Here is a 25341-nt window from a genome sequence, read left to right as displayed (position 1 = left end):
CGGTGTGGGAGAGTAGGTCGCCGCCGGACAATCTTTTGTGGGGGGTCATCCTTTTGGGTGGCCCCCCTTTTTTTGTTTTTCAGGGGTGCGCGCGTAGGTGGGGGTGGCTGTGGGCCGCCCCCTGTTTTTTGTGTATGTTTGGCTGTTGGGGGTGTGCCCTGGTTGTGGGTGGGGTCGCGTTCCGGGCGGGGTGTCTGGGGTTGGGGGTGGCGAAAGCCGCCCCTTTTTTTGTTTCAGGAGCGGGGTGGGAGGGTGTGGGGTTCGCTGGACAGGATGGTTACCGCTCGTCCGGTCGGCTTTATCCGGTCTTCCCGGGGGTGTTGTGGTGGGTGGGGTTGCGTTCCAGGCGGGGTGTTGGGCGCGTTTGGGGTTGGGGGTAGCTGGGTGGCTGCCCCTTTTTTTGTTTGTGCCCGGCCTGGAAAGGTGGCGTGAGGGGTGGCGAGGCTGCCCCTTTCTCTGGTGCGGGGTGGCTTCGCGGTCGGGGCTGTTTTTTCTGTTTCAGCAGCGGCCTCCGGCAGCGGCCTCGGGGGCGGTGTTGTCTGCCGGCGGGGGTCCACGGGGTGGTCAGGTTGATCCTGTTCGCCCTGGTCGTGGACGACCCTGGCTGCGAACGATGAGGTCCCGGGTCGGGGGCCGGAGAAGGCCGAAGGGCCGCTCCTCCGGCGGCCGGTGTCCGACGGTCCCCACGGTCCCGGCATCGTGTCGGGAGCGAGCCGTACCTTCTCTGAAGGCGTGGTGAAGGGACCACAGGGCCGTGAGGTAGGGGGAGGGGAGCCAGGCCTGGGGGGGAGTGAGTCGGGTGCGAAGGAAGTCAAGATTTTGGGGACAGTGGGTGACGGTGGGTTGGGTGCGGTCGAAGGGGCGATACTCGCCTGACGGCCTCAACAGCCGGGCGATCACGGCCTTCGTGAAAGGCAGTGGTCCGGTGATCAGTTGTTCGGCGCGGTGTGGAGCAGCGGCTCGATTCGGTAGGGGACCTGGACGGACAGGGCGATCGTCGTGTCGGTGCGTTGCACTGCCGGCGAGGTCAGAATCCGGGCGATGATCTCCTGGAGGTCGGGTGTGCTCCGCGCGACGACGCGGCAGAGCAGGTCGGCCTGGCCGCTGGTGCCATACACCTCAAGGATCTCTGGGAGGGGGCGTAGGGCCTCTACGGCCTCGGCCAGCCGTCCCTGGGCGATCTGCAGGGAGACGAAGGCCAGGATGGGGTAGCCGACTCCCTCGGGGGTGACGGTTGGGCCGAAGTCGGCGATCACACCGCGGTTGATGAGTTTCTCGACGCGGGCTTGGACCGTGCCTCTGGCGACACCGAGCAGGCGGGCCAGCTCGGTGAGGCCTATCCGGGGGTTGGCTCGCATCGTCACCAGGAGGCGACTGTCAAGGTCGTCTATGGACACCGCATCAGACTAGGCGATATGACCAGCCATAGGTAGGTCTGACCATGCGATCTTGCGCGGATCGAGTAGTAAAACTGCTCTCTCTTGCCAACGTTTCTTGGGATTGCTGTCATTTTATGTATGTTCGAAGAAGCACAGTACTTCGCACCGGTGGCGACCCGTGACGACGGCACGGTGGAGGTCGAGCTGGCCGCCAGTCACCCCGGGTTCGCCGACCCCGTCTATCGTGCTCGGCGCAACGCCATCGCGGCGCTGGCGGTCGACTACGTGCCGGGTACGCCCATTCCGACGGCCGAGTACACCCCGCAGGAGCACGAGGTGTGGACGCTGGTCAGCCGTGAGCTGGCGACCAAGCACCGCGTGTACGCCACGGCGGAGTATCTGAACGCCGTCGAGAGGCTCGGTCTGCCCCGCGAGAGGATTCCGCAGCTCCAGGAGGTCAGCGAGCTGCTGTATCCGCTCACCGGCTTCCGTTACATCCCCGCCGCGGGGTTGGTGCCGCTGCGTGAGTTCTACGGTGTGCTGGCCGAGGGGTTCTTCCACTCGACGCAGTACATCAGGCACCACTCGACACCGCTCTACACGCCGGAACCTGACGTGATCCACGAGGTGATCGGACACGCCAACTCGCTGGCCTCCGACCGTTACGCGAGGCTGTACCGCCTGGCGGGTGGCGCGGCGCGTCGAGTCGAGAGCGACGCGGCGCTGGAGTTCATCTCGAAGGTCTTCTGGTTCACCCTGGAGTTCGGCGTGATGACCGACCAGGGTGAGCTACGGGCGTACGGCGCGGGCATCCTGTCCTCCTACGGGGAGATCGAGGAGTTCCGCGGGATGGACATCCGGCCGTTGGACGTCGCCCGTATGGGCACCACTCAGTACGACATCACGAAATATCAGGATGTTCTCTTCCGGGCTGACTCTCTGGACCACCTTGAGGACGTGGTCGGAGAATTCTGGGCCACATGTGACGACGAGTCCATCGCCAGGCTGGTAGCCGACGCCCGCTGAGGGACGGCCTCTCAGCGGCGATCCTCACCGTAGGCCGCCATCTGAAGACGGAAGGGCTGGAGGCCGGGCCCGCTCGCTGATCAAGGACTTGTCCACTCTTCGGGCTGGGTTTGCCCGCGCCGGCTTCCGTCCTCGTCCGGTGGGATAGACCTCGATCATGGACTGGGGAAGCCCCGATCTGACGACGAGGATGACACGCCGAGCCGCCGTGACGGTCGCCGTGCTGACAACCGGGCTGACATGGGGGTGCGCGCCCGTGGGCGTGACGTCCGCCAAGGCCTTTCCCATGTCGCGGTCGCCCGTTCCGACGGAGGAACCGGCGCCTTCGGGGGAGGCGCCGAAGGAGGAGCCGAGGAGGACGGTGGCCTCGCCGAAGGTCGTCGCCTCAAGGCTCACCCGGAAGCTCGACCGGTTCCTTTCGGGGCGTGGCGTCCGGGTCGCCGCCGCGGCGCGCGATCTCAGCACCGGCCGCTCGTACGTCTACCACGGTGATCTGCGGTTGCCGACCGCCAGCGTCTCGAAGGTCGACATCCTGATGGCGCTGCTGCTCGACACGCCCTGGCGCGAGCTGGACACGCGGACCAGGCGGGACGCGGAGAGGATGATCCGCATCAGCGACAACGCGGCGGCCGACCGGCTCTACGAGCGCATCGGACTGCAGGACGGTCTGGCGCGGGCGAACCGGAGGTTCGGGCTCGGCGCCACCTACGCTCCACCGGGCCGGTGCGCGGGGCTGTACTGCTGGGGCATCACGCAGACGGTCGCGGAGGACCAGGTCAGGCTTGTCGGGATCCTGGCCGGGCACCGGGACCTGCTGCCGGAAGGGGACCGTGAACAGGTGCTCGGGCTGATGCGAAAGGTGGTCGCCAGGCAGGCGTGGGGAATCAGCGCCGCGGTCTGCGACGGAGGCCGGGTCGCGTTGAAGAACGGCTGGCTGCACCACGTGGCCAACAGGCTCTGGGCCGTCGCCAGTGTCGGCCTGATCCGGGAGCCCGGTCATGACTACGCCGTCGCCGTACTCACCGAGGACGGGCCGAGTAAGGACGCGGGTATCGCGGTGGCCGAGGGGACGGCCAGGCGTGTGCTGGCGGCCTTCCGCGGTGGAGAGTGCGCGAACGGCGCCGGTCGTCCACCGACCGGCGCCGAGGATCAGGCGGCCTTGTCGACCAGCCGGTAACCGACGCCCCTGACGGTCTGGATCAGCTGGTCGTCGGTGTCGCCGAGGCGGGCCCGCAGTCGTTTGACGTGCACCGCGATGGTGTTGGTCGAGGTGGTGTCCGTGGAGTTCCAGACGTGGCGCATTATCTGCTCCCGGGTCACCGTGCGATGCGCGTTGCGCATCAGGTAGTGCAGCAGTTCGAACTCCCGCAGGGGCAGATGGACGGTCCGCCCGCTGACCTTGACCTGGTAGGCGTTGACGTCGAGTTCCACGTTGCCCACCACAAGCGTACGGCGCATGCCAGACTCTCCGGAGAAGGCGGCCTGTACCAGAGGAAGGAGTTCAGGCACGCGGTACGGCCGGGCCACACAGGCGGTGGCGCCGGCCGAGAGTGCCTGGACGGCCTGTTCGGCGTGGTTGTCTCCCACGCCCAGCAGGACGGGTACCGCCCGCGTCAGCCGTACCGCGCGGATGAACTCCACCGCGCCGATGACCGGCAGTGAGGCGCTGACGAGTACCACGTCGGGTTGGAGCGCCCCGGCCTGCAACAGGGCCTGGGCGCCGTCGGCGACGCCCATGACCTCGATTCCCTCGCGTTCGAGGGCGTTGGCCAGACCCTGGACCAGAGCCGATTCCGGATCCGCCACCAGCAGCAGGGGCGCTGTCCGGGTGTCCCCGCTCACCTCGGGTGCCGTCTGCGGCTGGATCACCCGGGTCCTCCTTATGGGGTTGGTTTATCCGAAGCGGCCGGTGATGTAGTCCTCGGTCGCTTTCTGGCTGGGGTTGGTGAAGATGCGGGACGTGTCGTCCATCTCGATCACTCGGCCAGGCTGGCCCTGACCTGCGAGGTTGAAGAACGCGGTACGGTCGCTGACCCGGGCGGCCTGCTGCATGTTGTGCGTCACGATGATGATCGTGAACTGGCTCTTCAGCTCGGACATCAGGTCCTCGATCGCCAGGGTGGAGATCGGGTCGAGGGCGGAGCAGGGCTCGTCCATCAGCAGGACCTCGGGCTTGACCGCGATGGCCCTGGCGATGCACAGGCGCTGCTGCTGACCGCCGGACAGGCCCGCTCCCGGCTTGTTCAGACGGTCCTTGACCTCGTTCCAGAGGTTCGATCCCTTCAGCGAGGTCTCGACGATGCCGTCCATCTCGGACTTGGCGTATCCGCCGTTGAGCTTGAGGCCGGCCGCCACGTTCTCGTAGATCGACATCGTGGGGAACGGGTTGGGGCGCTGGAAGACCATGCCGATCATGCGGCGCACCGAGACAGGCTCGACGTCGGGGGCGTAGAGGTCCTCGCCGTCGAGCAGGACCTTGCCGTCGACGCGGGCGCCGGGGATGACCTCGTGCATGCGGTTCAGCGTCCGCAGGAAGGTGGACTTGCCACATCCGGAGGGGCCGATGAAGGCGGTGATCGACTGAGGCTCGATCGTCATCGAGATGTCCTCGATCGCCTTGTGCTTTCCGTAGTACGCGTCGAGGCTTGAAACCTGGATCTGCTGGCTCATCTGCGACGTTCCTCCTTCCTATCGTCTGGCGGGCGAGCGCCACCAGCCGATGAGGCGCGCCACCAGGTTGAGCAGCATGACGATCAGAATGAGCGTGAGCGCTCCGGCCCACGCCCGGTCAATGGCGACGTCGGTGGGACGGGCCGATTGGTCGAACACATAGAGCGGCAACCCCATCTGCGGCCCGTTGAAGGGGTCGGTGTTGATGGAGTCGGTGAAGAAGACGGTGAGCAGCAGAGGCGCCGTCTCACCCGCGACACGGGCGATGGCCAGCATGACGCCGGTCACGATGCCGGTGAACGCGGTCGGCAGGACGACCTTGACGATCGTCCGCCACTTGGGCACGCCCAGCGCGTACGAGGCCTCGCGCAGGTCGTTGGGGACCAGCAGGAGCATCTCCTCGGCGGAGCGCACCACGGTCGGCATCATCAGGATCGACAGGGCGAGGGCGCCCGCGAAACCGGAGAAGGGCATCCCCAGGGCCAGGATCCAGAAGGCCAGGATGAACAGGCCGGAGACCACGGAGGGGATGCCGGTCATGACGTCGACGAAGAAGCTGATCGCCCGGCTCAGTCGTCCGCCTCTGCCGTACTCGACGAGGTAGATCGCGGTGAGCAGGCCGATGGGGATCGAGATGACCGACGCCAGCAGGACCTGCTCAAGGGTGCCGATGATGGCGTGGTAGGCGCCGCCGCCCGCGTCCCTGGCCCCGACGTTGCGCATCGAGTGGGTCAGGAACTCCATGTTGAGCCTGGCGAAGCCGTTGCTGAGCACCAGCCAGAGGACGGAGAGCAGCGGTACGACGGCGATGGCGAACGACAGGTAGACGAGCCCATGGACGATCTTGTCCTTGGCGCGTCTGCCTGCGGAGATGCGCCGGATCGCGGGCGCGTGCTGGATCGCGGTCATGCGGCTGCTCCGGAGAACTCCTTGCGGCGGGCGACGATCAGGCGTGCCGCCGTGTTGACCAGCAGCGTGATGATGAACAGCACCAGACCGGAGGCGATCAGCGCGCCACGGCCGACCGGACCCGCCTCGGCGAACCCGTTGGCGATGTTGGCGGCGATGCTGTTGCCCTCGGGAGCGAGGATGTGGAAGTTGATGCCGAACGTCGCGGGGAAGATGAGGGCGACGGCGATGGTCTCGCCCATGGCGCGGCCGAGGCCGAGCATGGAGGCGCTGATGACGCCGGGTCGTCCGAAGGGCAGCACCGCGGTCTTGACGACCTCCCAGCGGGTCGCGCCGAGGGCCAGCGCCGCCTCCTCGTGCATCCGCGGCACCTGGAGGAAGACCTCCCGGGAGATCGCCGCGATGATCGGCAGAATCATGATCGCAAGGATGATCGAGGCGGTCATGATCGAGTGGCCGCCGACCGATTCGCCGCCGAACAGCGGGATGAACCCGAGGTACTCGTTGATGAACTCGTAGGGCCCCTGGACGAGCGGGACGAGGAAGATGACGCCCCACAGGCCGTAGATGACGCTGGGTACGGCGGCGAGCAGGTCAATGACGTAGCCCAGGACGCCGGCCAGACGGCGGGGAGCGTAGTGGGAGATGAACAGCGCGACCCCGACGGCCACGGGCACGGCCATGACCAGGGCGAGGAGCGAGCTGAGCAGGGTGCCGAACGCCAGGGCCGCGATACCGAAGGACGGCTCGGTGTTGTTCGGCGTCCAGGTGAGGGTCCCCAGGAAGCTTCCTTGGTTGGCCTGGAGGGCGGGAACCGCCTCGACGATCAGGAAGACGGCGATGGCCGCCATGATCGCCAGCAGGAGGATTCCGGCACCCGTCGAGGCGTATCGGAAGGGGGTCTCACCTCGGCTGCGCCGCGAGGCGGGCCGGCCGGTGGCCGGCCCGCCGTCGCGAGTACGAAGTGACGTGGCCATCAACTTAGGAGATCGCCTCGACGGCGGTGCGGACCTTGGCGACCAGCGTCGCAGGCAGCGGGGCGTAGCCGAGGTTGGTCAGCGCCTGCTGGCCCTCGTCGCTGGCGGTGTAGGTCAGGAAGGCCTTGACGAGCTTGGACTGGTCCTCGGGGAGACCCTTCTCGCAGGTGATCTCGTAGGTCACCAGGACGATCGGGTAGGCGCCTGCGGCCTTGGTCGCGTAGTCGATGCTCAGCTTCAGGTCGTTGCCCTGGCCGGTGATCTCGGCGGCCTCGACCGTCTTGCCCGCGCTCTCCGGGGTCAGCTCGACGAACTCGCCGGAGCCGTTGGCGACCTTGGCCTTGGACAGGCCGGAGTTCTCGGCGAAGGAGAGCTCGACGTAGCTGATCGCGCCGACACCGGTCTTGACCGCCTGCGCGATGCCGTCGGAGCCCTTGGCGCCCTGGCCCTTGGCCTCGGCGGGCCACGCCTTGGCGGGCTCGTACGGCCAGTCGGCGGTCTTGGACAGGAACTTGGTGAAGTTGTCGCTGGTGCCCGACTCCTCCGAGCGGTGGAAGGCCTGGATCGCCGTCGAGGGGAGCTTGGCGTCGGGGTTGTCCTTCTTGATCGCCTCGTCGTCCCACTTGGTGATCTTGCTGTTGAAGATGTCACCGATGGTCTTGGGCGAGAGCTGCAGGTTGTCCACACCGGGCAGGTTGTAGACCACGGCCACGGGGCCGATCACCATGGGGAGGTTGATCGCCTTGCCGGTCTTGCAACGGGCGTCGGCCTGGGCGGGCTCGCCCTTGTCGTCCTTGAGGGCCGAGTCGGAACCCGCGAACGAGACCGTGCCCTGGATGAAGGCCTGGATGCCGGCGCCGGAGCCGCTGGGCTGGTAGTTGAGGCTGACCCCCGAGTTCGCCTGCTGGAAGTTCTTCTTCCACTCGTCGATGGCGTTGGCCTGGGCCGAGGAGCCGGCGGCGTTGATCGTGCCGCTGAGGCCACCGGAGCCCGATCCGGCCGACGAGGCGTCGGCGACCGGGGTGGAGCCGTTGGCGGAGCCACCGTTGTTATCGGTGCCGCACGCAGCGAGCGAGAGCGCGCCAACAAGGGTGACCGCGGCGAGCCGGCCTGCATACTTCACGGTTGGGTTCCTCCCACTAAGTCCTTCAACGTTCAGGAGAGTAGGGAGGCAAGGTGACTCAAAACCGGTAGAAAGATGAACGCAAAATGAATGCATCCGGTCGCTGTCGTGGCGATCCCTTGGGCCGGACTTGGAGCGCTCTCCGGGTGCGGTTGCCGGTGGCATACCCGCCGGACACCAGGATATGGGGGTGCTGAACTGCCCAGACAGGGCCTAACCGGATTGAACGGTTCCCGGGAGGTCGTGAACGATCGAACGGCCCATCAGGTGAACGGCCGGTGATCATCGAGCGAATGCCGGGGCGCCCGGCCGTACCGGGTGGGTTCACCGGGGGCCTGGAAACGGTCTCTTCGAATGGCTTGGCCTGCGGGGCCGAAACCCCGCAGGCGGCGTCACATGGGCAGGGTGAGCGGGCCGCCGCCGAGGCGCTTGAGGGCCTCGGCGTGCAGGAGGCCGTTGCTGCACACCAGGCTGCCGCCGTCCAGGCCGGAGGCTCCGGACAGGTCCGTCCAGATGCCGCCGGCCTCCTCGACGATCACCGTCAGCGCCGCGATGTCCCAGGGGGACAGTTCCGGCTCGGCGGACAGGTCGACCGCCCCCTCGGCGACCAGCATGTGTGACCAGAAGTCGCCGTAGGCGCGGCTGCGCCAGACCGCCCTGTTCAGGTCGAGGAACTCGGGGAGTCTGCCCGCCTCCTCCCACCCGCCGAAGCTGGAGTAGGAGAAGGAGGCGTCGTCGAGACGGGAGACCGAGGAGACCTGGCAACGGGTGGCCTTGGTGAGGCTCTTGCCCGTCCAGGCGCCGCTGCCGTGGGCGGCCCACCAGCGCCGGCCGAGCGCGGGGGCGGAGACCAGTCCGACGACGACCCTGCCCTGGTCCATCAGGGCGATGAGCGTGGCCCAGATGGGGACGCCCCGCACGTAGTTCTTGGTGCCGTCGATCGGGTCGACGATCCAGGAACGGGAGCCGTTCCCGGTGCTGCCGAACTCCTCACCGATCACCGCGTCACGCGGGCGGGCCCGGCCGAGTGTGTTGCGGATGACCTCCTCGACCGCCCGGTCGGCGTCGCTCACCGGTGTGAGGTCCGGCTTGGTCTCGACCTTCAGATCCACGGCCTTGAAGCGGCGCATGGTCAGGTCGTCGGCGGCGTCGGCCAGGACGTGTGCCAGGCGTAGGTCGTCGTTGTAGTCCGTCACGTTGGGCCACGCTATCGCGTCGCCGGTCGGTTATAGGAGGTGGAGGAAGATGCGGGGGGATTGCGGCGCGTCATGCGAATGGTCGGGAACATCGGGTGTTACCCGCGAGTAGCATGCGGTCATGACGTTCGACGTGGGTGCCTTCATGCTGCAGAGCGTTCCGTTCGCACGGACGCTGGACATCACCTTCGACAGGGTCGGGCACGGAATCGCGGTCGCGCGGATGCCCGACCGTCCCGACCTGCGCAACCACGTGGGCGGCCCGCACGCGGGAGCGCTGTTCACCCTCGCCGAGTCCGCCTCCGGCGCCGCGATGCTGTCGGCCTTCGGCGACCAGTTGACCCGGGCCACCCCGCTGGCCGTCGGCGCCGCGGTCCGCTACGTGAAGCTGGCGATGGGCGAGGTCGTCGCCGAGGCGCGCCTTTCGGCCTCCAGGGAGGAGGTCGTGGCCAGGTTGGACGCGGGGGAGCGCCCTGAGTTCGAGGTCGCGGTCACCGTCGGCACGGCCGACGGCACGCCGGTCTGCGAGGTGACCGTCACCTGGACCCTTCGTCCCAACCGCTGAGCCGTACGGGATCAGTCGTCGTCGGCGGCGCCCTCGCGGCTGGCGAGCAGGCGGCGCAGCGAGACGAGCCGGGCGGGGTCGGCGTGGCCCGCCTCGACCCAGGCGTCGAGGGCGCACTCCTCGCCCAGGTGACTGCAGCCCTTCGGGCACTCGACGGTGCCCTCGACCAGGTCGGGGAAGCCCGCCAGGACGGTCTCGACGGACACGTGCGCCAGCCCGAAGCTGCGCACGCCGGGCGTGTCGATGATCCACCCGCCCTCGGGGAGCTCAAGGGCGACGGCCGAGGTCGAGGTGTGGCGGCCCCGGCCGGTCACCGCGTTGACGTGGGAGACGGCCCGGTTGGCGTCCGGGACCAGGGCGTTGACCAGGGTCGACTTGCCCACGCCCGAATGGCCGACCAGCACGCTGACCCGGTCGAGGAGGCGATGCCTGATCTCGTCGAGAGGACCGCCCTTGTGCAGCACCACGTACGGCACGCCCAGCGGGGCGTAGAGGGAGACCAGATCCTCCGGTGAGGACAGGTCGGCCTTGGTGAGGCACAGCATCGGCTCGATGTCGGCGTCGAACGCCGCGACCAGCATCCGGTCGATCATGCGGGGCCGGGGCGGCGGGTCCGCCAGGGCAGTCACGATCACGAGCTGGTCGGCGTTGGCGACCACGGGACGCTCGATGCCGTCGGTGTTGTCGGTGTCGTCCGCGGAACGGCGGAGCATGGAGCTGCGGGGCTCGACGCGGACGACCCGGGCCAGCGTGTCGGAGTCGCCGGAGACGTCCCCGACCAGGGCGACCCGGTCACCGACCACGATGCCCTTGCGGCCCAGCTCTCTGGCCTTCATGGCGACGACGATCCGGCTGTCCTTCTTCGGCGGCTCGACCAGGCAGGTGTATCGGCCGCGGTCGACCGCGACCACGAAGCCCTCGACCGCGTCCTCGTGCGCAGGACGAATCCGCGTCCGGGGCCGGGAGCCCTTCCCCGGCCGGATCCTGACGTCGTCCTCGTCGTACTCCCGTTTTCTCAGTTTCGCCGCCTCGATCCGTCCATGACCCCGAAGACCCGGAACCCGGTCCTCAACGCGTCTCCCGCAGCATGTCCGCCCACATGGAGGCGAACTCGGGCAGGGTCTTGCCGGTGGTCGCGATGTCCTCGACCTCGACACCGGGCACCGCCAGGCCGATCACCGCGCCCGCGGTCGCCATCCTGTGGTCGGCGTAGGAGTGGAAGACGCCGCCTCTGAGCGGACGCGGCCTGATCTCCAGGCCGTCCGCCGTCTCGTTCGCGTCGCCGCCGAGTCCGTTGATCTCCGCGACCAGGGCGGCCAGGCGGTCGGTCTCGTGTCCGCGGATGTGGGCGACGCCGCCGATGCGGCTGGGCGAGTCGGCCAGCGCGGCCAGCGCGGCGATCGTCGGGGTCAGCTCGGCCACGTCACGCAGGTCGGCCTCGATGCCGTGGACGCTCCCGGTGCCGGTGACCGTCAGGCCGAGCGGAGTGTGCTCGACCGAGGCGCCCATGTCCGCCAGCAGGCTTCTGAGCTGGTCGCCCGGCTGTGTCGTGTTCGTCGGCCAGTCCGGCACGGTGACCGAGCCACCCGTGATCATTGCGGCGGCGAGGAACGGCGCCGCGTTCGACAGGTCGGGTTCGACGGTGAAGTCCCTGGCCGCGATCGGCCCGGGCTCGACCCGCCAGACGTCGGGCTCGGAGTCGTCGACGTGGACGCCGTACTCGCGCAGCATCGAGACGGTCATCAGGATGTGCGGCTGTGAGGGGATGGGCGGGCCCTGGTGCCGTACGGTGACGCCCTTGTCGAAGCGGGCACCGGTCAGCAGCAGGCCGGAGAGGAACTGCGAGGAGCCGGAGGCGTCGAGCGTGACCTCGCCGCCGGACAGCGGGCCGCGTACGGTGAACGGCAGCGCGTCGCCGCGCACCTGGGCGCCGAGGGCGCGCAGCGCGTCCAGGATCACCCCCATGGGGCGTTTGCGCGCGTGCGGGTCGCCGTCGAAGGAGACCTCACCGTCGGCCAGCGCGGCCACCGGCGGCACGAACCGCATCACCGTGCCCGCCAGCCCCACCTCGATGTGCGCCCCGCCGACGACCGGACCGGGGGTGATGGTCCAGTCGGAGCTTGAGGCGCTCTCGCCGGACGGGGTCATCGTGGCGCCGAGCGCCCGCAGGGCCTGGGCCATGAGGTCGGAGTCACGGCTGCGCAGCGCCCGCCGTACGGTGCCGGGGCCCTCTGCCAGCGTGGCGAGCAGCAGCGCGCGGTTGGTCACGGACTTCGACCCGGGAAGGGAGACGGTCGCGTGGACGGGAGAGGTCGCGGTAGGTGCGGGCCACAGCGGAGCGGACATGGGCAAAAGCCTACCGGGATGAGGGGCCCGCGCCTTCGAAGGCGTGGCAAGGTGGGGGATATGTGCGGGAGATACGCGTCCACGCGACCGAAGCAGGAGCTGCTCGAGGAGTTCGAGGTCGAACTGGACGGCGCCGCGGAGGAGGACCTGGGGCCGGACTACAACGTCGCGCCGACCAAGCCGGTCTACGCGATCCTCAGCCGCGTGCCCAAGGAGGGTCCGGGCGACCGGGCGGTACGGCAGCTGCGGATCGTCAAATGGGGACTGGTCCCGGCCTGGGCGAAGGACCCGTCGATCGGCTCGAAGATGATCAACGCGCGGGTGGAGACGATCGCGGAGAAGCCGTCCTTCCGCAGGGCGTTCGCCCAGCGCAGGTGCCTGTTGCCCGCGGACGGCTACTACGAGTGGGCGGTGCTTGAGGAGGGCGGGACGGCCAAGAGGCCGAAGAAGCAGCCCTATTTCATCCACCCCGCCGACGGCGAGGTCATGGCGATGGCGGGGATCTACGAGTTCTGGCGTGACAAGGGCAGGGCCGAGGACGATCCGCTCGCCTGGCTGACGACCTGCGCGGTCGTCACCACCACGGCCCGTGACGAACTGGGCGCCATCCACGAGCGGATGCCGATGCTGATCGAGCGGGACCGCTGGGCGCAGTGGCTCGACCCCGGAGTCCCCGAGGCGGAGGAGTTCCTGGTGCCCGCCGCCTCGGCGGGGCTGACGGCCTATCCCGTCTCAAGCGCGGTGAACTCGGTGCGCAACAACGGTCCCGAACTCGTGGAGCCGCTCCCCGAGGACCAAGGAGACGGTCAGGCGCTGTTCTGAAAGAGCCGGGAAAGGAAACCTCTCGGTAAACGGTGTGGAAACCCTCCGTAGCGGGCATCCGCTGAGGGAGCGATGCCTCATGGCGCCATCGGTGGGGCGTTCGCCCACAGACCTCATCGTCTTGCCGCCTGACGGGAGAAGTCGGGGAAATCCCTTCACAGGCCGCCCCCACCCTGCGGAGGTGCGGATTCGTGGACGCCGCGACCGTGCGCATGCGCCTGGAGAGCATGCTCGCCGAGCTCGACCGGTCCATCGGGGTTCTGCGAGGGGACCCACTGGCCGGATGGGAACGTTCCCTCGCGGACGCCGGATCCGTCCTGACCGACGCCGACCGGACCCTGGCCATGCTGGAGGCGGCGACCGTGCAGCGTCGCGCGGTCGCCGACGCGCTCAGACGTCTGGAGGAGGGGGTCTACGGTCGTTGCGCCGACTGCGGCCAGGCCGTACCGGAGGGCAGGCTTGAGGCGCGCCCCGAGGCCGCCCGCTGCGTCCGGTGTCAGTCGCGGCGCGAACGCCGCCGCTGAACGCTCCTCACACCCGTCTGGCGCTGGCCACCAGGTGGATGCCGACGGTGTCGTCGTCGTCCGGGTGCGCCTCAAGCTCGGTGTTGACCAGCCAGGTGAGCGCCCTGGAGTCGGAGGCCAGGACGTGGTCGACCGTCGAGGGGGACAGCACCGTGCGGGGCCGTATCCACTCGACCTCCAGCCCCGCGCCGGTGAGCAGCTCGCGGAGCTGGCCGCTGCTGAAGCAGCGGGTGATGCTGCCGTCCGGCCAGGGCACGAGCATGACCTCGTCCGTCTGGCGCAGGTGGGCCCAGTAGTTCTGCTCGGCGAGGATCGCCATCCCCAGCACCAGGGAGTCGACGCAGACCAGGGCCCGCCCGCCGGGGCGCAGCACTCTGGCGACGTCGCCCATCGCGGACTCGGCCATGAGCTCGACCGACATCGCGCGCTCCTCGGCGAGCACGGCGTCCATGCTCTCGTCGGGCAGGAAGCGCAGGTCGTCGGCACGTACCTGGCGGACCTTCGAGGCGTCGTGCAGCGCCTGTCCCTCGACGGCCCTGCGGAAGTCGACGACCTCCAGCACCCGGTGCCCGGCTCTGGCGGCCTGGGCGGACCAGCGGCCCCTGCCCCCGGACAGGTCGAGGACGGTCGAGGGGCTCTCCGGCAGCCAGCGGCTCAGTTGCTCGGCGGCTACGGCTCGGTAAAAGGTCCAGTACGGCCCGAGCGTTCCTGAGCCGTTCAGCTCTTCGGCCGGGATGGGCAGCACAAGCGGCTCCTGGCGTCTGGTTTCCGGTGGTCTCCAGTACCTACCGGTACGTATGGTTTTCCCCACACCGGGGTGTTCGTCACCTTCTATCTTGTGGGAACAGATGGCCGGGCGGGGGTGTTGCAGCGGACAACACAGATCCTTTCGGGAGGTTGGCCAGCCAATGCTCGCCTTGATCGAACCCGTCGTCCGCCCCGGTGATCGGTCATTCCCTGATGAGCGGGTATTCTCCGCTCAGTACGGCGTCCCGCGTCAGCAGGACTCCGGCGATACTAAGGGGGTGGGTCCGGTCCCTGCGACAGACGAGGAGACTCTGGAGCAGCGGAGCGCGCGGTTCGAACGGGATGTCATGCCCTATCTCGACCAGCTTTACTCCGCGGCCCTTCGGATGACCCGGAACCCGGCGGATGCCGAAGACCTCCTTCAGGAGACCTTCGCCAAGGCCTTCGCGTCCTTCCACCAGTTCCAGGAAGGCACGAACCTCAAGGCCTGGCTGTATCGCATCCTGACCAACACCTTCATCAACAGCTACCGCAAGAAGCAGCGGGAGCCCAAGCAGTCGGGCGCCGAGGAGATCGAGGACTGGCAGCTCGCCAGGGCCGAGTCGCACACCTCCGGCGGCCTGAAGTCGGCGGAGATCGAGGCGCTCGAACACCTCCCCGACAGTGACGTCAAGCAGGCGCTCGCCGCCCTGCCCGAGGAGTTCCGCATCGCGGTCTACCTCGCCGACGTGGAGGGCTTCCCCTACAAGGAAATCGCCGACATCATGGGCACGCCCATCGGGACCGTGATGTCGAGGCTCCACCGCGGCAGGCGTCAGCTGCGGACGCAACTTGAGGACTACGCCCGTGAGCGTGGTCTGGTCCCCGCGGAGGGTGCGAAGTGAGCGAGCACGGCGACTTCTGTGGCGAGGTGATCGCATGAGCTGTGGAAAGCCCCACGCCACCGACTGCCGGGACGTCCTGGAGAAGGTCTACACCTACCTCGACGGCGAGCTGGACGAGGGCAACTGCGCCGACATCCGCGTGCACCTGGACGAGTGCGGTCCCTGCCTGGAGGAGTACGGTCTCGAACAGGTGGTCAAGCAGCTGATCGCCAAACACTGCGGCTGCGACAAGGCCTCCGAGGACCTGCGTGCCAAGGTGCTCGGCCGGATCGAGCAGGTCCGCTCCGAACTGAGGGGCTGACCTCTTAGGATCTCTCGTACGGCTGTGCCAAACGAGAGACCTGGGGGTTGGGCATGCGGATACTCGTCACCGGTGGGGCCGGGTTCATCGGTTCCACCCTGGTCGACCGGCTGCTGGCCGACGGCCACGAGGTCACCGCGGTCGACGACCTGTCCGGTGGAGACCGGGGCAACCTCGCCGCCGCGGCCGAGAGCCCGCGCTTCTCCCTGCACGAGATGGACATCCGCGACCCGGCCCTGATCGGCCTGGCCGCCGAGGTCAGGCCCGAGGTGATCTGTCACCTGGCCGCGCAGATCAGTGTGCGCAAGAGCGTGGCCGACCCCGTCCACGACGCCAGGCTGAACGTCGAGGGGACCGCCTCGGTGCTGACCGCCGCCCACCGAGGTGGCACCAGGAAGGTCGTCCTCGCCTCCTCCGTCGCCGTGTACGGCAGGCCCGCCGTCATCCCGGTGCCCGGGGACGCGGCCACCGACCCGCGCTCGCCGTACGCGGCGTCCAAGCTCAGCGCGGAGACCTACCTGGCGACCTTCAGGGCGTTGTACGGCATCGAGTACACCACGCTCGTGCTCGCCAACGTCTACGGCCCGCGCCAGTCTCCGCAGGGGGAGGCGGGGGTGGTGGCCATCTTCACCGACGCCCTGCTCAACGGCACCCCCACGGTCGTGTACGGCGACGGCACCCAGACCCGTGACTACGTGTTCGTCGACGACGTGGTGGACGGCTTCGCGCGGGCCTGCGGGCAGGAGGGCGACGGCCGCAGGTTCAACCTGGGCACGGGCGTCGAGACGACGGACCGGGCACTGCACTCCCTGGTCGCCGCCGCGGCGGGGGCCCCCGACGCGCCGGACAGCGCGCCGGCCAGGCTCGGCGACCTGCCGGCGATGGCGGTCGACCCCACCCCGGCGTTCGAGGGCCTCGGCTGGCGGCCGGGAACGGACCTGGCCGCCGGGCTGAAGGTCACCGTCGACTGGGCCAGGGCCAGGCGTACGGCGCCGTAACGGGTGCGAGCCGTACGGGATGGTCCGTGATGGCGTGGGGTGATGGATTGGTTACGCTTTGCTTGCGATTCCACGTCTGCCGGTCTTGGCCTGTTCGGCTTCTGTAGCCTGAGTGGGAAATCGACATGGAGGCAGCGCATGTTGAAGGAAACGGTCACCCCCATCCGACTGGGGATCTCCTGGACCTGAGCACGCGCGCGTAGGACCCCAAGGGTGGCCGCTTTGCGTGGACTGCCGTGGTTTGCCAAGGTCTATTTGGTCGCTGTGATCGGAGTGGCGTGCGCGCTGCTCGGATACAGCGTGGCGGGAAGCGATCGTCTGGAGTGGCTCGACTGGTCGAACCTCCTGGTGCTGGCCCTGCTGTTCCTGGTGTGCGAGTCGGTGCCGACCCTGCTCAACGTCAAGCAGGCGGCGGTCTCGGTCAGCTTCTCGGCCGCGCTCGCCGCCGTGGTGCTCGTCGGGCCGCAGGGCGCCGCGCTGGTCGGCATGACGGCCGTCTTCAGCGTGCGTCCCGGGCTGCCGCTGGTCAAGCGCCTGTTCAACGGCGCCCAGTTCGCCATCTGCGGTTACGCCGCGGGCTGCGCCTACGAGTGGCTCGGCGGCAGGGCCAGGCTGCCGGACATCGCCGGGTTCGACGACCTGATCGTGCCGTTCGCCGGGGCCGCGGCTGTCTTCGTGCCGCTCAACTTCGTCCTCATCGCGATCGTCCTGGTCGTCACCGGGCAGGCCGACCAGGTGCCTCCGCTGCGGGGACTGGCCCAGTTCATGGTCTCCTACCTGGGTTACGCCACCTTCGGACTGCTGATCGCCGGGCTGTGGGCCACGGTCAACTCGATCTCCGCGGTGCTCGTGCTGCTGCCGCTCTTCGTCGCCCGCTGGGCCTTCGGCCAGTACCTCGCCCAGCAACGCTCCTACGACGCCACGATCGCCGCGCTGTGCCAGGCGGTGGAGACCAAGGACTACTACACCCGAGGCCACTGCACCCGGGTCTCGCTGGCCTCCGGGATGATCGCCCAGGAGATCGGCATGGGCTCCGAGAGGTTGCGGGCGATTCGCTACGCCGGGATGCTGCACGACGTGGGCAAGCTGGGAGTGCCGACCAAGGTGCTGCAGAAGGACGGGCCGCTCACCGAGGAGGAGTACGCCGCCATCCAGCTGCACCCGATGCGCGGACTGGAGATCGTGCGGGGCATCGACTTCCTCGACGAGGCGTTCGCCGGGATCATGCACCACCATGAGCGGCAGGACGGAAAGGGGTACCCGATGGGGCTGGCCGGGGAGGAGATACCGGAGTTCGCCCGGATCATCGCGGTCGCCGACGCCTTCGACTCGATGACCTCCGACCGCTCCTACCGGGGCGCCCGTCCCGTGGAGGTGGCCATGGCCGAACTGCGCAAGGGGGCGGGCACCCAGTTCGACCCGGAGATGGTCGTCGCCTTCACCAAGGCCGTCGACCGTCACGGCTGGGAGGCGCCGCGCAAGGTCGTCGCGCCCCCCGAGGACACGGCGGAGACGACCGCCAAGGACCACGACGATCCGACGATGCCCATCCAGGTGGTGCCCGAGCGGTGAGCAGCACCACCACGACAACCCTGGCCACCAGGACGTTCCGGCGGCTCGACTCCGGTCAGCTCCTGCTGATCTGCGCGGCCGGTCTGCTGGCGGTCGCCGGGGTCGCGCACACGGCCGCGACCGGTCTGACCGCCCCCAGCGTCGCCGTCGGGTTCGGCGCGCTGATCGCCGCGGGTGAGCTGGCCAGGCTCACGATGCCGGGCAACAGGGAGGTCGCGCCGATCGGCGCCGCCGCCGCCCTGGGCTACACGTTGCTGCTGGATCTGGGGGGCGTCCCGGCCCGGCACACGGCCCTGCAGGTCATCGCGGTGCTGACGGTCGGCATGATCGCCGGTGCGCTGCCGCATCTGGCGGTCGGCAGGCCGCCGAGCCCGGACGCCATGGCGCGCAGGCTGTTCACCGGCGCCCTGCTCGCCCTGGCCTACCGGCCGCTGGCCGGTCCGCTGTTCGAACTGGCCAAACGTCCGGAGGGGGGCTGGTGGCCCGCCCTCGGGGTGATGGGCCTGCTCGTCCTGGTGATGGTGCTGGTCGACGTGCTGCTGGCCGCCGTGCTGCGGGCCGAGCAGGTGCGGGCGGCCTTCGGCGTCGCCGTACAGGACGAGCTGCGGATGGCGGCTCCGCTGTGGGCGGCGGTTGCGGCCTCGGGCATCCTGCTCGCGCTGGCCTCGCACAGCATGGACATGGCCGCGCTGCTGGTCTTCGCCGCGCCCCTGCTGGTCACCCAGGTGGCCTTCCGTAAGTACGCCGGGATCAGGGCGACCTACCTGCAGACGGTCAGGGCGCTGGCGCGGGTGACCGAGGTCGGCGGTTACGTCGAGCCGGGGCACTCCCACCGGGTCAGCCGCCTGGCCGTGGCGACCGGCCGTGAGCTGGGCATGGCCGAGCCCGAGTTGCTCGACCTGGAGTACGCCGCGCTCATGCACGACATCGGGCAGTTGTCCCTGCGCGACCCGATCCCCGGCGGAGCCACGGTCCTCACCGAGCCCGAGCAGGCCAGGCGCATCGCCGAACTCGGGGCGGAGGTGATCCGCCAGACCGGGGTGCTCGACCGCGTCGCCGAGATCGTCCGGCGTCAGTGCGACGGCTGCGCGGAGAACCCGCCGGTGGCCAGCCGTGTCATCAAGGCGGCCAACGCCTACGACGACCTGGTCGGCGGGTCCGTCGACCGCGACCGGGCGGGGGCGGCGCTCGAACGGCTCCACCTCGGCGCGGGGGAGGAGTACGACCCCGAGGTCGTCGAGGCCATGACCCGCGTCGTCGGCAGGCTGGCCTGCCTCAACAGACTTTGAGCCGTACGGTTTCCTCGCACTGTTGTGGGTTTCCTACAGATCGTGTTGCCGTGATCGGTGGCTCAGACGAAGGGCCGAGTGGGGAAGCCGGTCATAAGGTGGAGCGGTCGAAAGGGGTCCACCACAGTGTTCGAGTCCGTTCTGGTCGCCAACCGCGGCGAAATCGCACGACGGATCATCCGTACGGTCCAGCGCATGGGCCTGCGGGCCATCGCGGTGTATTCCGAGGCAGACGCGGATCTGCCGTTCGTTAGGGAGGCCGACGAGGCGATCCTTCTGGGGCCCGCGAACCCGGCGCAGAGCTACCTCGACGCGGAGAAGGTCCTGCGGGCCGCCCGTGAGTCGGGCGCGCAGGCGATCCACCCCGGGTACGGCTTCTTCTCGGAGAACGCCGCGTTCGCCAGGGCCGTGGCCGAGGCGGGAATTGTCTGGATCGGCCCATCTCCCGAGGCGATCGAGCGGATGGGCGACAAGATCAACGCCAGGAACCTCATGGAGGAGGCGGGCGTGCCCGTCGCCGCGGGAACCCGTACCCCGGTCACCGACCTGGAGCAGGCGGTCGCGGCGGCCGAGGAGATCGGCTACCCCCTGATGGTGAAGACGGCCGGGGGCGGCGGCGGTATCGGCATGGGCGTCGCCCACGACGCCGAGGGGCTGGCCAAGGCGTTCGAACAGGCGTCGAGGGCGGCGGCCCGCTTCGGCGGGACACCCGCCATCCTGCTTGAGCACTACATCGAACGGGCCCGCCACGTCGAGGTGCAGATCCTCGGCCTGACCGACGGCACCGTCCTCGCTCTGGGCGAGCGTGACTGCTCGGTGCAGCGCCGTCACCAGAAGGTCGTCGAGGAGAGCCCGTCCCCCGGCATCACCCAGGAACTGCGCGAGCGCATGCTGGCCGCCGCGGTCAGGGCCGGCGAGGCGGTCGGCTACCTCGGCGCGGGCACCGTCGAGTGTCTGGTCGACGCCGACAAGCAGGACTTCGTGTTCCTGGAGATGAACACCAGGCTCCAGGTCGAGCATCCGGTGACCGAACTCGTCACCGGGGTCGACCTGGTCGAGCAGCAGTTGCGGATCGCCGCGGGTGAGCGGACCGACCTCGACGCCACCCCGCGTGGCCACGCGATCGAGTTCCGGGTCTACGCCGAGGACCCCAAGCGTTTCTTCCCCGGCCCCGGCAAGATCGCCGTCTGGTCGGAGCCGTCCGGTGAGGGCGTCAGGGTCGACTCGGGCTACACCGAGGGCAACACGGTCACCCCGTTCTACGACCCGCTGATGGCCAAGCTGTGCGTGTACGGCCAGACCCGGGCCGAGGCCCTGGAGCGCGCCCGCGGGGCGGTGGCGGACTTCAAGGTCGAGGGACCGAAGAACAACCTGCCGTTCTGCGCGGAGCTGCTGGAACACCCCGAGTTCGTTGACGGGAGCTACGACACCGGGCTGGTCTCCCGGATGAGGGCCTGAGTCATCCCGTCTGGCACAGTTGAATCACAGTGATTGATAGGAGTTTCCGGTGGCTGAAGTACACGCTGAGATGGTGGCCAACGTCTGGAAGGTCCTCGTCTCCGAGGGCGACACCGTCGAGGACGGTGACACCCTGGTCATCCTTGAGTCCATGAAGATGGAGATCCCCGTCATCGCCGAGGACGAGGGGGTCATCGCCCAGCTCAAGGTGGCCGAGGGCGACGTCATCCAGGAGGGCGACCTCATCGCCGTCATCGAGTAGACCCGCGGGGCGGACGGCGCGGCCGGGGGTCAGCGGGTGAGACCGGCGAGGAAACGCTCGCGGTCGACGATCACCCGCTCCACCGTGCCCGTCGCGACGACGGAGTCGCGGTCGCGGGCGGTGAAGACGAACGACAGGCGACGGCCCTCGACCGCGGTGAGCTCGGCGCTGATCTCGACGTGGGCGCCGACCGGGCTCGCGGCCAGGTGTTCCAGCGTGACCTTCGTCCCCACGGAGGTCTGACCGGGTCCGAGGGCGTCCCCGATCGCCTGGACGGTCGCGCGTTCTGCGAAGGCGAGCAGCCGCGGGGTGGCCAGCACGGGGACGTCCCCGCTGCCGACCTTCGTCGCGGTGTCGCTCCTCTCGACCATGATGAGCAGCCGGGCGTGCATACCGGGAGCGAGCGTCATGCGGGCCAGCATAGGGTCTGATCCTGTGACCCCCTACTGCGATCACTGCGGTCGTCCTTCGGATGAGGGAGACCACGCGGCCTGTCTCGCCGCCCGTGCCTTCGAGCCGCCCCGCTACTGCGCCCGCTGCCGCCGCCGAATGGTGGTTCAGGTGACTGTGCGTGGCTGGTCGGCGCGTTGTTCGGAACACGGCTCGCTGAGCGGCTGATCGCGACTGTCCTGACCTGCCGTTTTCTGGTCGTGACCGCCAAAGTGGCTTCGTCCCCCGGCGGGTAAAGCCACAATCTGTACAATTACCGCAAAGATTTTGAGATTTGTGCCATGCTACGGCACGCGCCTTTAACAAGCTGTCCGGCCCACAGGGTTTCGTGACTTCGCCGTGACGTTGCCGCGATACAAATCCGCTTTGTTGGAGAGCCCTGAGGCGGGAGCGGAGAGGGTTACGGGGGATTTTCATGGTGGCCCAAGGCACGACGCTGGCGGGGCGGTATCGCCTGGATACCCGCATCGGCGCCGGCGGTATGGGCGAGGTCTGGCGCGGCGAGGACATCGTCCTGGCCAGGACGGTCGCCGTCAAGGTGCTGTTGCCCGGCCGTACCGACGATCCGGGCTTCCTGGTGCGGTTCCAGGGCGAGGCCCGGGCGATGGCGACGATCAACCACCCCGGAGTGGTCGAGGTCTATGACTACGGGGTCCACGAGGTGCCCGGCGCGGGGGCGACGGCATACCTGGTGATGAAGTTCGTCGACGGGGAGCCGCTCGACCGGCTGCTCGCGCGTCTGGGGAGCATCGCGCCGGGGGCGGCGATGGAGCTCATCGCCCAGGCGGCCTCGGCCCTGCAGGCCGTACACGAGCAGGGCATCGTCCACCGCGACATCAAGCCGGGAAACCTGCTGGTCCGCTCGGACGGCACTCTCGTGCTCACCGACTTCGGCATCGCCAGGTCGGACGCCGCGAGCAGGCTCACCGACGCGGGCATGGTGCTGGGCACCGCCGCCTACTGCGCCCCTGAGCAGGCGGAGGGCGCACCCGTCACACCGGCCGTGGACATCTACGCGCTCGGGGTGGTCGCCTACGAGTGCCTGGCCGGGCAGCGGCCCTTCGACGGTGACACACCGGTCACCATCGCGCTCAAACACATCCGCGAGGAGCCTCCCGCGCTGCCGCCGCACATCCCGCCCGGGGTGCGGGCACTGGTCGAGCGGGCGCTGTCCAAGGACCCGGCCCGGCGTTTCCCGAGCGGTGCCGCGATGAGCGCCGCGGCCAGGCAGGCCACGGCGGCTCCCGGCCAGCAGGGTGGTATGGCGGGCACTCCGCCTCCGGCGGTGCAGGAGACCGCCTGGCAGCCCGCGCCGCAGCCGGGTCCGCCGATGACGGGGCCCGCGACCACGCCTCCCCAGGAGAGTTCGCCACGGAGCCCGGCCACCGAGGTCGCCGTCTCCGTCCCCGGACGTGGTCGCCGGGCTTTACGGAAGCCGCGGCGTAAGGGCGGGACGATCGCGGTGTTCGCCGTCGCGGGCGTGGCGTGCGCCGGGCTCGTCGGGATCGCGATCAACGCGATGGCCGCGGGGGAGACCGGCCCCACCAAGGACACCCAGGGCATGGTGGTCCCGACCGTGAGCACCTCCGCCGCGAAGCCTCCGTCCACCCACAGGCCGCCCAAGACGACCGCCCCAACGGTGAGGCCCACCCAGGACGACGAGCCGAAGCCCACCCCGACGCGGACCCCCACTCCGACGGAGACCGAATCCGACGAGCCGGAGGAGCCAACGGCAAAGCCGACGAAGACGGCTGACAACCCGAAACCGTCCTCGTCCCCGACTCACTCGCCGAGCGCGACCGCGACGCTGGTGGTGAAGAAGAAGGTGCCGAGCGTGATGGGCCTCAACGAGGAGGCGGCCAAGGCGGTGCTCAAGAAGGCCGGTTTCAAGGCGGCCTCAAGCATCGGCCCCGACGTCGACGTCACCCAGTGCATGAAGGTGGTCGAGCAGCGGCCCGGCGCGGGCACCATGTGGGACGCGAAGCGGCCGGTGGACATCACCCTGGTCAACGACGCCTGCCCGTCGAGCCCGAGCCCGAGCCCGAGCACCTCCTGATCTGGACGGCCCCGGCGATCCGGGGCCGTTCAGACCCCGGTCGTGTTGCGGGGGTAGGCGATCGCCGGATCGGTGGCGATGTTCACCATGTACGGCACGCCGGAGTCGAAGGCCCGGCGCAGCGCGGGACCGATCTCCGCCGGGTCGGTGACCAGCTCACCACCCCCGCCGAGTGCCGTCACCACCTCGTCGTATCGGCACTGCGGCTGCAACTCGGCCGCCACGTCGTAGCCGTACAGCAGCCGCATGGGGTGCTTCTCCAGGCCCCAGATGCCGTTGTTGCCGCAGATCATCACGACCGGCAGGCGGTGCCGGACGAGCGTGTCCACATCCATCAGCGAGAACCCGGCGGCGCCGTCGCCGAGCAGCAACGCCACCTGGGAGGACGGCCTGGCCAGGCGGGCGGCGATGGAGTAGCCGAGGCCGGTGCCCAGACAGCCGTAGGGGCCGGGGTCGAGCCAGTTGCCCGGCTGCCTCGGCTCGACGTACTTGCCCGCGTAGGAGACGAAGTCGCCACCGTCGCCGATCACCACGGCGTCGTCGGCGAGGATCTTGTTCAGCTCACCGTAGATCCGCATCGGGTGGATCGGGTCGGCGTCGGAGGCCAGCAGTTCGGCGTCCCCGGCGACCGCGGCGTCGGCGGCCTCCCTCAACCTCGACAGCCACGGCGCGTACGCCTTGGGGGAGACGCCCGCCTCGCCGCAGGCCGTACCGAGACCCCAGAAGACCAGCGACAGGTCACCCGCGGCGGCACCGGAGGGCTGCATGTGGGGGGTCAGCTGCGACGGCGCGTCGGCCAGGTGCACGACCCTGGCGAGCGGGGTGCCGTTCTTGCCGCCGAACCAGCCGTAGGCGAGCCGGAAGTCCAGCGGGGCGCCCGCGACGATCACCAGGTCGGCCTGGGAGAAGGCCAGGCCGCGGGCGCGGGTGACCAGGAGTTCGTGGCCCGCGGGAAGGATGCCACGACCCTGTCCGTTGGGGATGACCGGCAGGCGGAACTCCTCGGCGAAGCCCCTGGCGACCTCCTCCGCCCGGTCCATCCACACGTCGGAGCCGAGCACCAGCACCGGGCGTTCGGCCTCGGCGAGCAGGGCGGCGATACCGGCGAGCGCGTCGGGGTCGGGTTCGAGCGGTGAGGGGGTCAGGGTCCTGGTCGCGTGTTCGAGCGGGGGAGCCGGGGAGAACAGGTCGTCCATGTGGAAGTCGAGGAAGACCGGCCCCCGGTGCGGGGCGAGGGCGGTCCTGAAGGCCATCTCCACGTCCTCGCCGACGGAGTCGGGCCCGGAGCCGGTGAAGGCCAGTTTGGTGATCGGAGCCAGCAACGGCGGGTGGTCCATCTCCTGCAGTGCGCCGGAGCCCCAGCGCGACCTCGGCGCCCTGCCTCCCATGATCACGACGGGGGAGCCGTTGGCGTGCGCGGTCGCCACGCCGCTGACGCCGTTGGTGACGCCGGGGCCCGCGGTGAGCACGGCCAGACCCGGCCTGCGGGTCAGCCTGGCCGTCGCCTCGGCCGCGAAGACCGCGCTCTGCTCGTGCCTTACGTCGAGGATCGGCACGCCCTCGTGGACCGCCCCGTCGTACAGCGGGAAGACGTGCCCGCCGGACAGGGTGAACATGGTCTCGATCCCGTAGGCCTTGGAGACGGCGACCGCGATGTCGCCCGCGTGCTTTGGAGACTCCATATCGCGCAACCTACCAGTCAGTCACTTAGCCGGACAGTGATTGGAGACCCTGCCCAGATTCCCCCCGGCTAACGCTCTGACCACCTGTCACATGGGGGAACCCGC

26 protein-coding genes are annotated in these 25341 nt (G+C 69.2%); 14 read left to right on the top strand and 12 right to left on the bottom strand.

Going from position 1 to position 25341, the window contains the following annotated elements:
* Positions 1 to 929: 929 nt before the first annotated feature.
* Positions 930 to 1397 (bottom strand): Lrp/AsnC family transcriptional regulator, encoded by a 468-nt coding sequence (locus ACFOYY_RS24970; protein ID WP_386192505.1) that lies wholly within the window; start codon positions 1395 to 1397, stop codon positions 930 to 932.
* A 120-nt stretch (positions 1398 to 1517) separates the two neighbouring features.
* Between ACFOYY_RS24970 and ACFOYY_RS24965 the strand changes: the two genes are divergently transcribed.
* Positions 1518 to 2405 (top strand): phenylalanine 4-monooxygenase, encoded by an 888-nt coding sequence (locus ACFOYY_RS24965; protein WP_352015077.1) that lies wholly within the window; start codon positions 1518 to 1520, stop codon positions 2403 to 2405.
* Positions 2406 to 2766: 361 nt separating this feature from the next.
* Positions 2767 to 3582 (top strand): serine hydrolase, encoded by an 816-nt coding sequence (locus tag ACFOYY_RS24960; RefSeq protein ID WP_362780402.1) that lies wholly within the window; start codon positions 2767 to 2769, stop codon positions 3580 to 3582.
* Here ACFOYY_RS24960 and ACFOYY_RS24955 read toward each other — a convergent pair.
* The 6 genes from ACFOYY_RS24955 to hisN form a co-directional block, all read right to left on the bottom strand.
* A complete protein-coding gene (locus tag ACFOYY_RS24955; RefSeq protein ID WP_352015079.1) occupies positions 3555 to 4274 on the bottom strand; it encodes a response regulator transcription factor in 720 nt (239 codons plus the stop codon). The two genes, ACFOYY_RS24960 and ACFOYY_RS24955, sit on opposite strands and share 28 nt — an antisense overlap.
* A gap of 24 nt (positions 4275 to 4298) precedes the next feature.
* The gene (gene pstB / locus ACFOYY_RS24950; protein WP_352015080.1) at positions 4299 to 5075 is read right to left on the bottom strand and encodes a phosphate ABC transporter ATP-binding protein PstB; all 777 of its coding nucleotides are present in this window, start codon (positions 5073 to 5075) and stop codon (positions 4299 to 4301) included.
* Between the two features lie 18 nt (positions 5076 to 5093).
* Positions 5094 to 5984: a phosphate ABC transporter permease PstA gene (gene pstA, locus ACFOYY_RS24945; protein WP_352015081.1), complete on the bottom strand. Its 891-nt coding sequence runs from the start codon at positions 5982 to 5984 to the stop codon at positions 5094 to 5096.
* Positions 5981 to 6961, bottom strand: coding sequence for a phosphate ABC transporter permease subunit PstC (pstC, locus tag ACFOYY_RS24940; RefSeq protein ID WP_352015082.1), 981 nt, complete (start codon positions 6959 to 6961; stop codon positions 5981 to 5983). The genes pstA and pstC overlap by 4 nt, the downstream gene beginning before the upstream one ends.
* A gap of 4 nt (positions 6962 to 6965) precedes the next feature.
* The gene (gene pstS / locus ACFOYY_RS24935; protein WP_386192498.1) at positions 6966 to 8084 is read right to left on the bottom strand and encodes a phosphate ABC transporter substrate-binding protein PstS; all 1119 of its coding nucleotides are present in this window, start codon (positions 8082 to 8084) and stop codon (positions 6966 to 6968) included.
* Between the two features lie 392 nt (positions 8085 to 8476).
* Positions 8477 to 9280 carry a histidinol-phosphatase gene (hisN, locus tag ACFOYY_RS24930; protein ID WP_362780407.1) on the bottom strand — a complete coding sequence of 268 codons (804 nt, stop codon included), beginning with the start codon at positions 9278 to 9280 and terminating at the stop codon, positions 8477 to 8479.
* Between the two features lie 121 nt (positions 9281 to 9401).
* Here hisN and ACFOYY_RS24925 point away from each other — a divergent pair, with 121 nt between their 5' ends.
* Positions 9402 to 9845: a DUF4442 domain-containing protein gene (locus ACFOYY_RS24925; protein WP_352015085.1), complete on the top strand. Its 444-nt coding sequence runs from the start codon at positions 9402 to 9404 to the stop codon at positions 9843 to 9845.
* 11 nt (positions 9846 to 9856) lie between these two features.
* Here ACFOYY_RS24925 and rsgA read toward each other — a convergent pair whose 3' ends face one another.
* Together rsgA and aroA are read right to left on the bottom strand one after the other, a co-directional pair.
* Positions 9857 to 10864, bottom strand: coding sequence for a ribosome small subunit-dependent GTPase A (gene rsgA / locus ACFOYY_RS24920; RefSeq protein ID WP_352015206.1), 1008 nt, complete (start codon positions 10862 to 10864; stop codon positions 9857 to 9859).
* 49 nt (positions 10865 to 10913) lie between these two features.
* A complete protein-coding gene (gene aroA / locus ACFOYY_RS24915) occupies positions 10914 to 12191 on the bottom strand; it encodes a 3-phosphoshikimate 1-carboxyvinyltransferase (RefSeq protein WP_352015086.1) in 1278 nt (425 codons plus the stop codon).
* Between the two features lie 60 nt (positions 12192 to 12251).
* Between aroA and ACFOYY_RS24910 the strand changes: the two genes are divergently transcribed.
* Positions 12252 to 13013 carry an SOS response-associated peptidase gene (locus ACFOYY_RS24910; RefSeq protein WP_362780411.1) on the top strand — a complete coding sequence of 254 codons (762 nt, stop codon included), beginning with the start codon at positions 12252 to 12254 and terminating at the stop codon, positions 13011 to 13013.
* 191 nt (positions 13014 to 13204) lie between these two features.
* Entirely contained in the window at positions 13205 to 13537 is a 333-nt protein-coding gene (locus tag ACFOYY_RS24905) for a TraR/DksA family transcriptional regulator (RefSeq protein WP_352015088.1), read from the top strand.
* 7 nt (positions 13538 to 13544) lie between these two features.
* On the opposite strand, the gene ACFOYY_RS24900 is transcribed toward ACFOYY_RS24905, so the two are convergent.
* Positions 13545 to 14282 (bottom strand): class I SAM-dependent methyltransferase, encoded by a 738-nt coding sequence (locus ACFOYY_RS24900; RefSeq protein WP_352015089.1) that lies wholly within the window; start codon positions 14280 to 14282, stop codon positions 13545 to 13547.
* A gap of 280 nt (positions 14283 to 14562) precedes the next feature.
* Between ACFOYY_RS24900 and ACFOYY_RS24895 the strand changes: the two genes are divergently transcribed.
* The 7 genes from ACFOYY_RS24895 (at position 14563) to ACFOYY_RS24865 (ending at position 21048) form a co-directional block, all read left to right on the top strand.
* Positions 14563 to 15168 carry a sigma-70 family RNA polymerase sigma factor gene (locus tag ACFOYY_RS24895; RefSeq protein ID WP_184720417.1) on the top strand — a complete coding sequence of 202 codons (606 nt, stop codon included), beginning with the start codon at positions 14563 to 14565 and terminating at the stop codon, positions 15166 to 15168.
* Positions 15169 to 15202: 34 nt separating this feature from the next.
* Positions 15203 to 15469, top strand: coding sequence for a mycothiol system anti-sigma-R factor (gene rsrA / locus ACFOYY_RS24890; RefSeq protein ID WP_362780414.1), 267 nt, complete (start codon positions 15203 to 15205; stop codon positions 15467 to 15469).
* Between the two features lie 53 nt (positions 15470 to 15522).
* Entirely contained in the window at positions 15523 to 16467 is a 945-nt protein-coding gene (locus tag ACFOYY_RS24885; RefSeq protein ID WP_352015091.1) for an NAD-dependent epimerase/dehydratase family protein, read from the top strand.
* Between the two features lie 264 nt (positions 16468 to 16731).
* Complete coding sequence (locus tag ACFOYY_RS24880; protein WP_352015092.1) at positions 16732 to 18039, top strand: HD-GYP domain-containing protein; 1308 nt, start codon at positions 16732 to 16734, stop codon at positions 18037 to 18039.
* On the top strand, positions 18036 to 19328 hold the full coding sequence (locus ACFOYY_RS24875; protein WP_352015093.1) for an HD-GYP domain-containing protein: 1293 nt from the start codon (positions 18036 to 18038) through the stop codon (positions 19326 to 19328). Before ACFOYY_RS24880 ends, ACFOYY_RS24875 begins: the two co-directional genes overlap by 4 nt.
* 126 nt (positions 19329 to 19454) lie before the next feature.
* Positions 19455 to 20786, top strand: coding sequence for an acetyl-CoA carboxylase biotin carboxylase subunit (locus ACFOYY_RS24870; RefSeq protein WP_352015094.1), 1332 nt, complete (start codon positions 19455 to 19457; stop codon positions 20784 to 20786).
* Positions 20787 to 20835: 49 nt separating this feature from the next.
* Entirely contained in the window at positions 20836 to 21048 is a 213-nt protein-coding gene (locus ACFOYY_RS24865; RefSeq protein WP_352015095.1) for a biotin/lipoyl-binding carrier protein, read from the top strand.
* Positions 21049 to 21077: 29 nt separating this feature from the next.
* Here the strand turns inward: ACFOYY_RS24865 and ACFOYY_RS24860 are convergent, their stop codons facing one another.
* Positions 21078 to 21458, bottom strand: a complete 381-nt coding sequence (locus ACFOYY_RS24860; protein WP_352015096.1) for a thioesterase family protein — start codon at positions 21456 to 21458, stop codon at positions 21078 to 21080.
* On the opposite strand from ACFOYY_RS24860, the gene bsaP reads away from it, so the two are divergent.
* Both bsaP and ACFOYY_RS24855 read left to right on the top strand, forming a co-directional pair.
* Complete coding sequence (gene bsaP, locus ACFOYY_RS42515) at positions 21418 to 21666, top strand: biotin synthase auxiliary protein BsaP (protein ID WP_449343624.1); 249 nt, start codon at positions 21418 to 21420, stop codon at positions 21664 to 21666. The two genes, ACFOYY_RS24860 and bsaP, sit on opposite strands and share 41 nt — an antisense overlap.
* Positions 21667 to 21913: 247 nt before the next feature.
* The gene (locus ACFOYY_RS24855) at positions 21914 to 23554 is read left to right on the top strand and encodes a serine/threonine-protein kinase (protein ID WP_386192485.1); all 1641 of its coding nucleotides are present in this window, start codon (positions 21914 to 21916) and stop codon (positions 23552 to 23554) included.
* A 29-nt stretch (positions 23555 to 23583) separates the two neighbouring features.
* Here ACFOYY_RS24855 and ACFOYY_RS24850 read toward each other — a convergent pair whose 3' ends face one another.
* On the bottom strand, positions 23584 to 25236 hold the full coding sequence (locus ACFOYY_RS24850) for an acetolactate synthase (RefSeq protein WP_352015098.1): 1653 nt from the start codon (positions 25234 to 25236) through the stop codon (positions 23584 to 23586).
* Positions 25237 to 25341: the final 105 nt, after the last annotated feature.

Source organism: Streptosporangium jomthongense, from assembly GCF_042650425.1.
Taxonomy (GTDB): Bacteria; Actinomycetota; Actinomycetes; order Streptosporangiales; family Streptosporangiaceae; genus Streptosporangium.
This window is presented reverse-complemented; position numbering and strand designations above follow the sequence as displayed.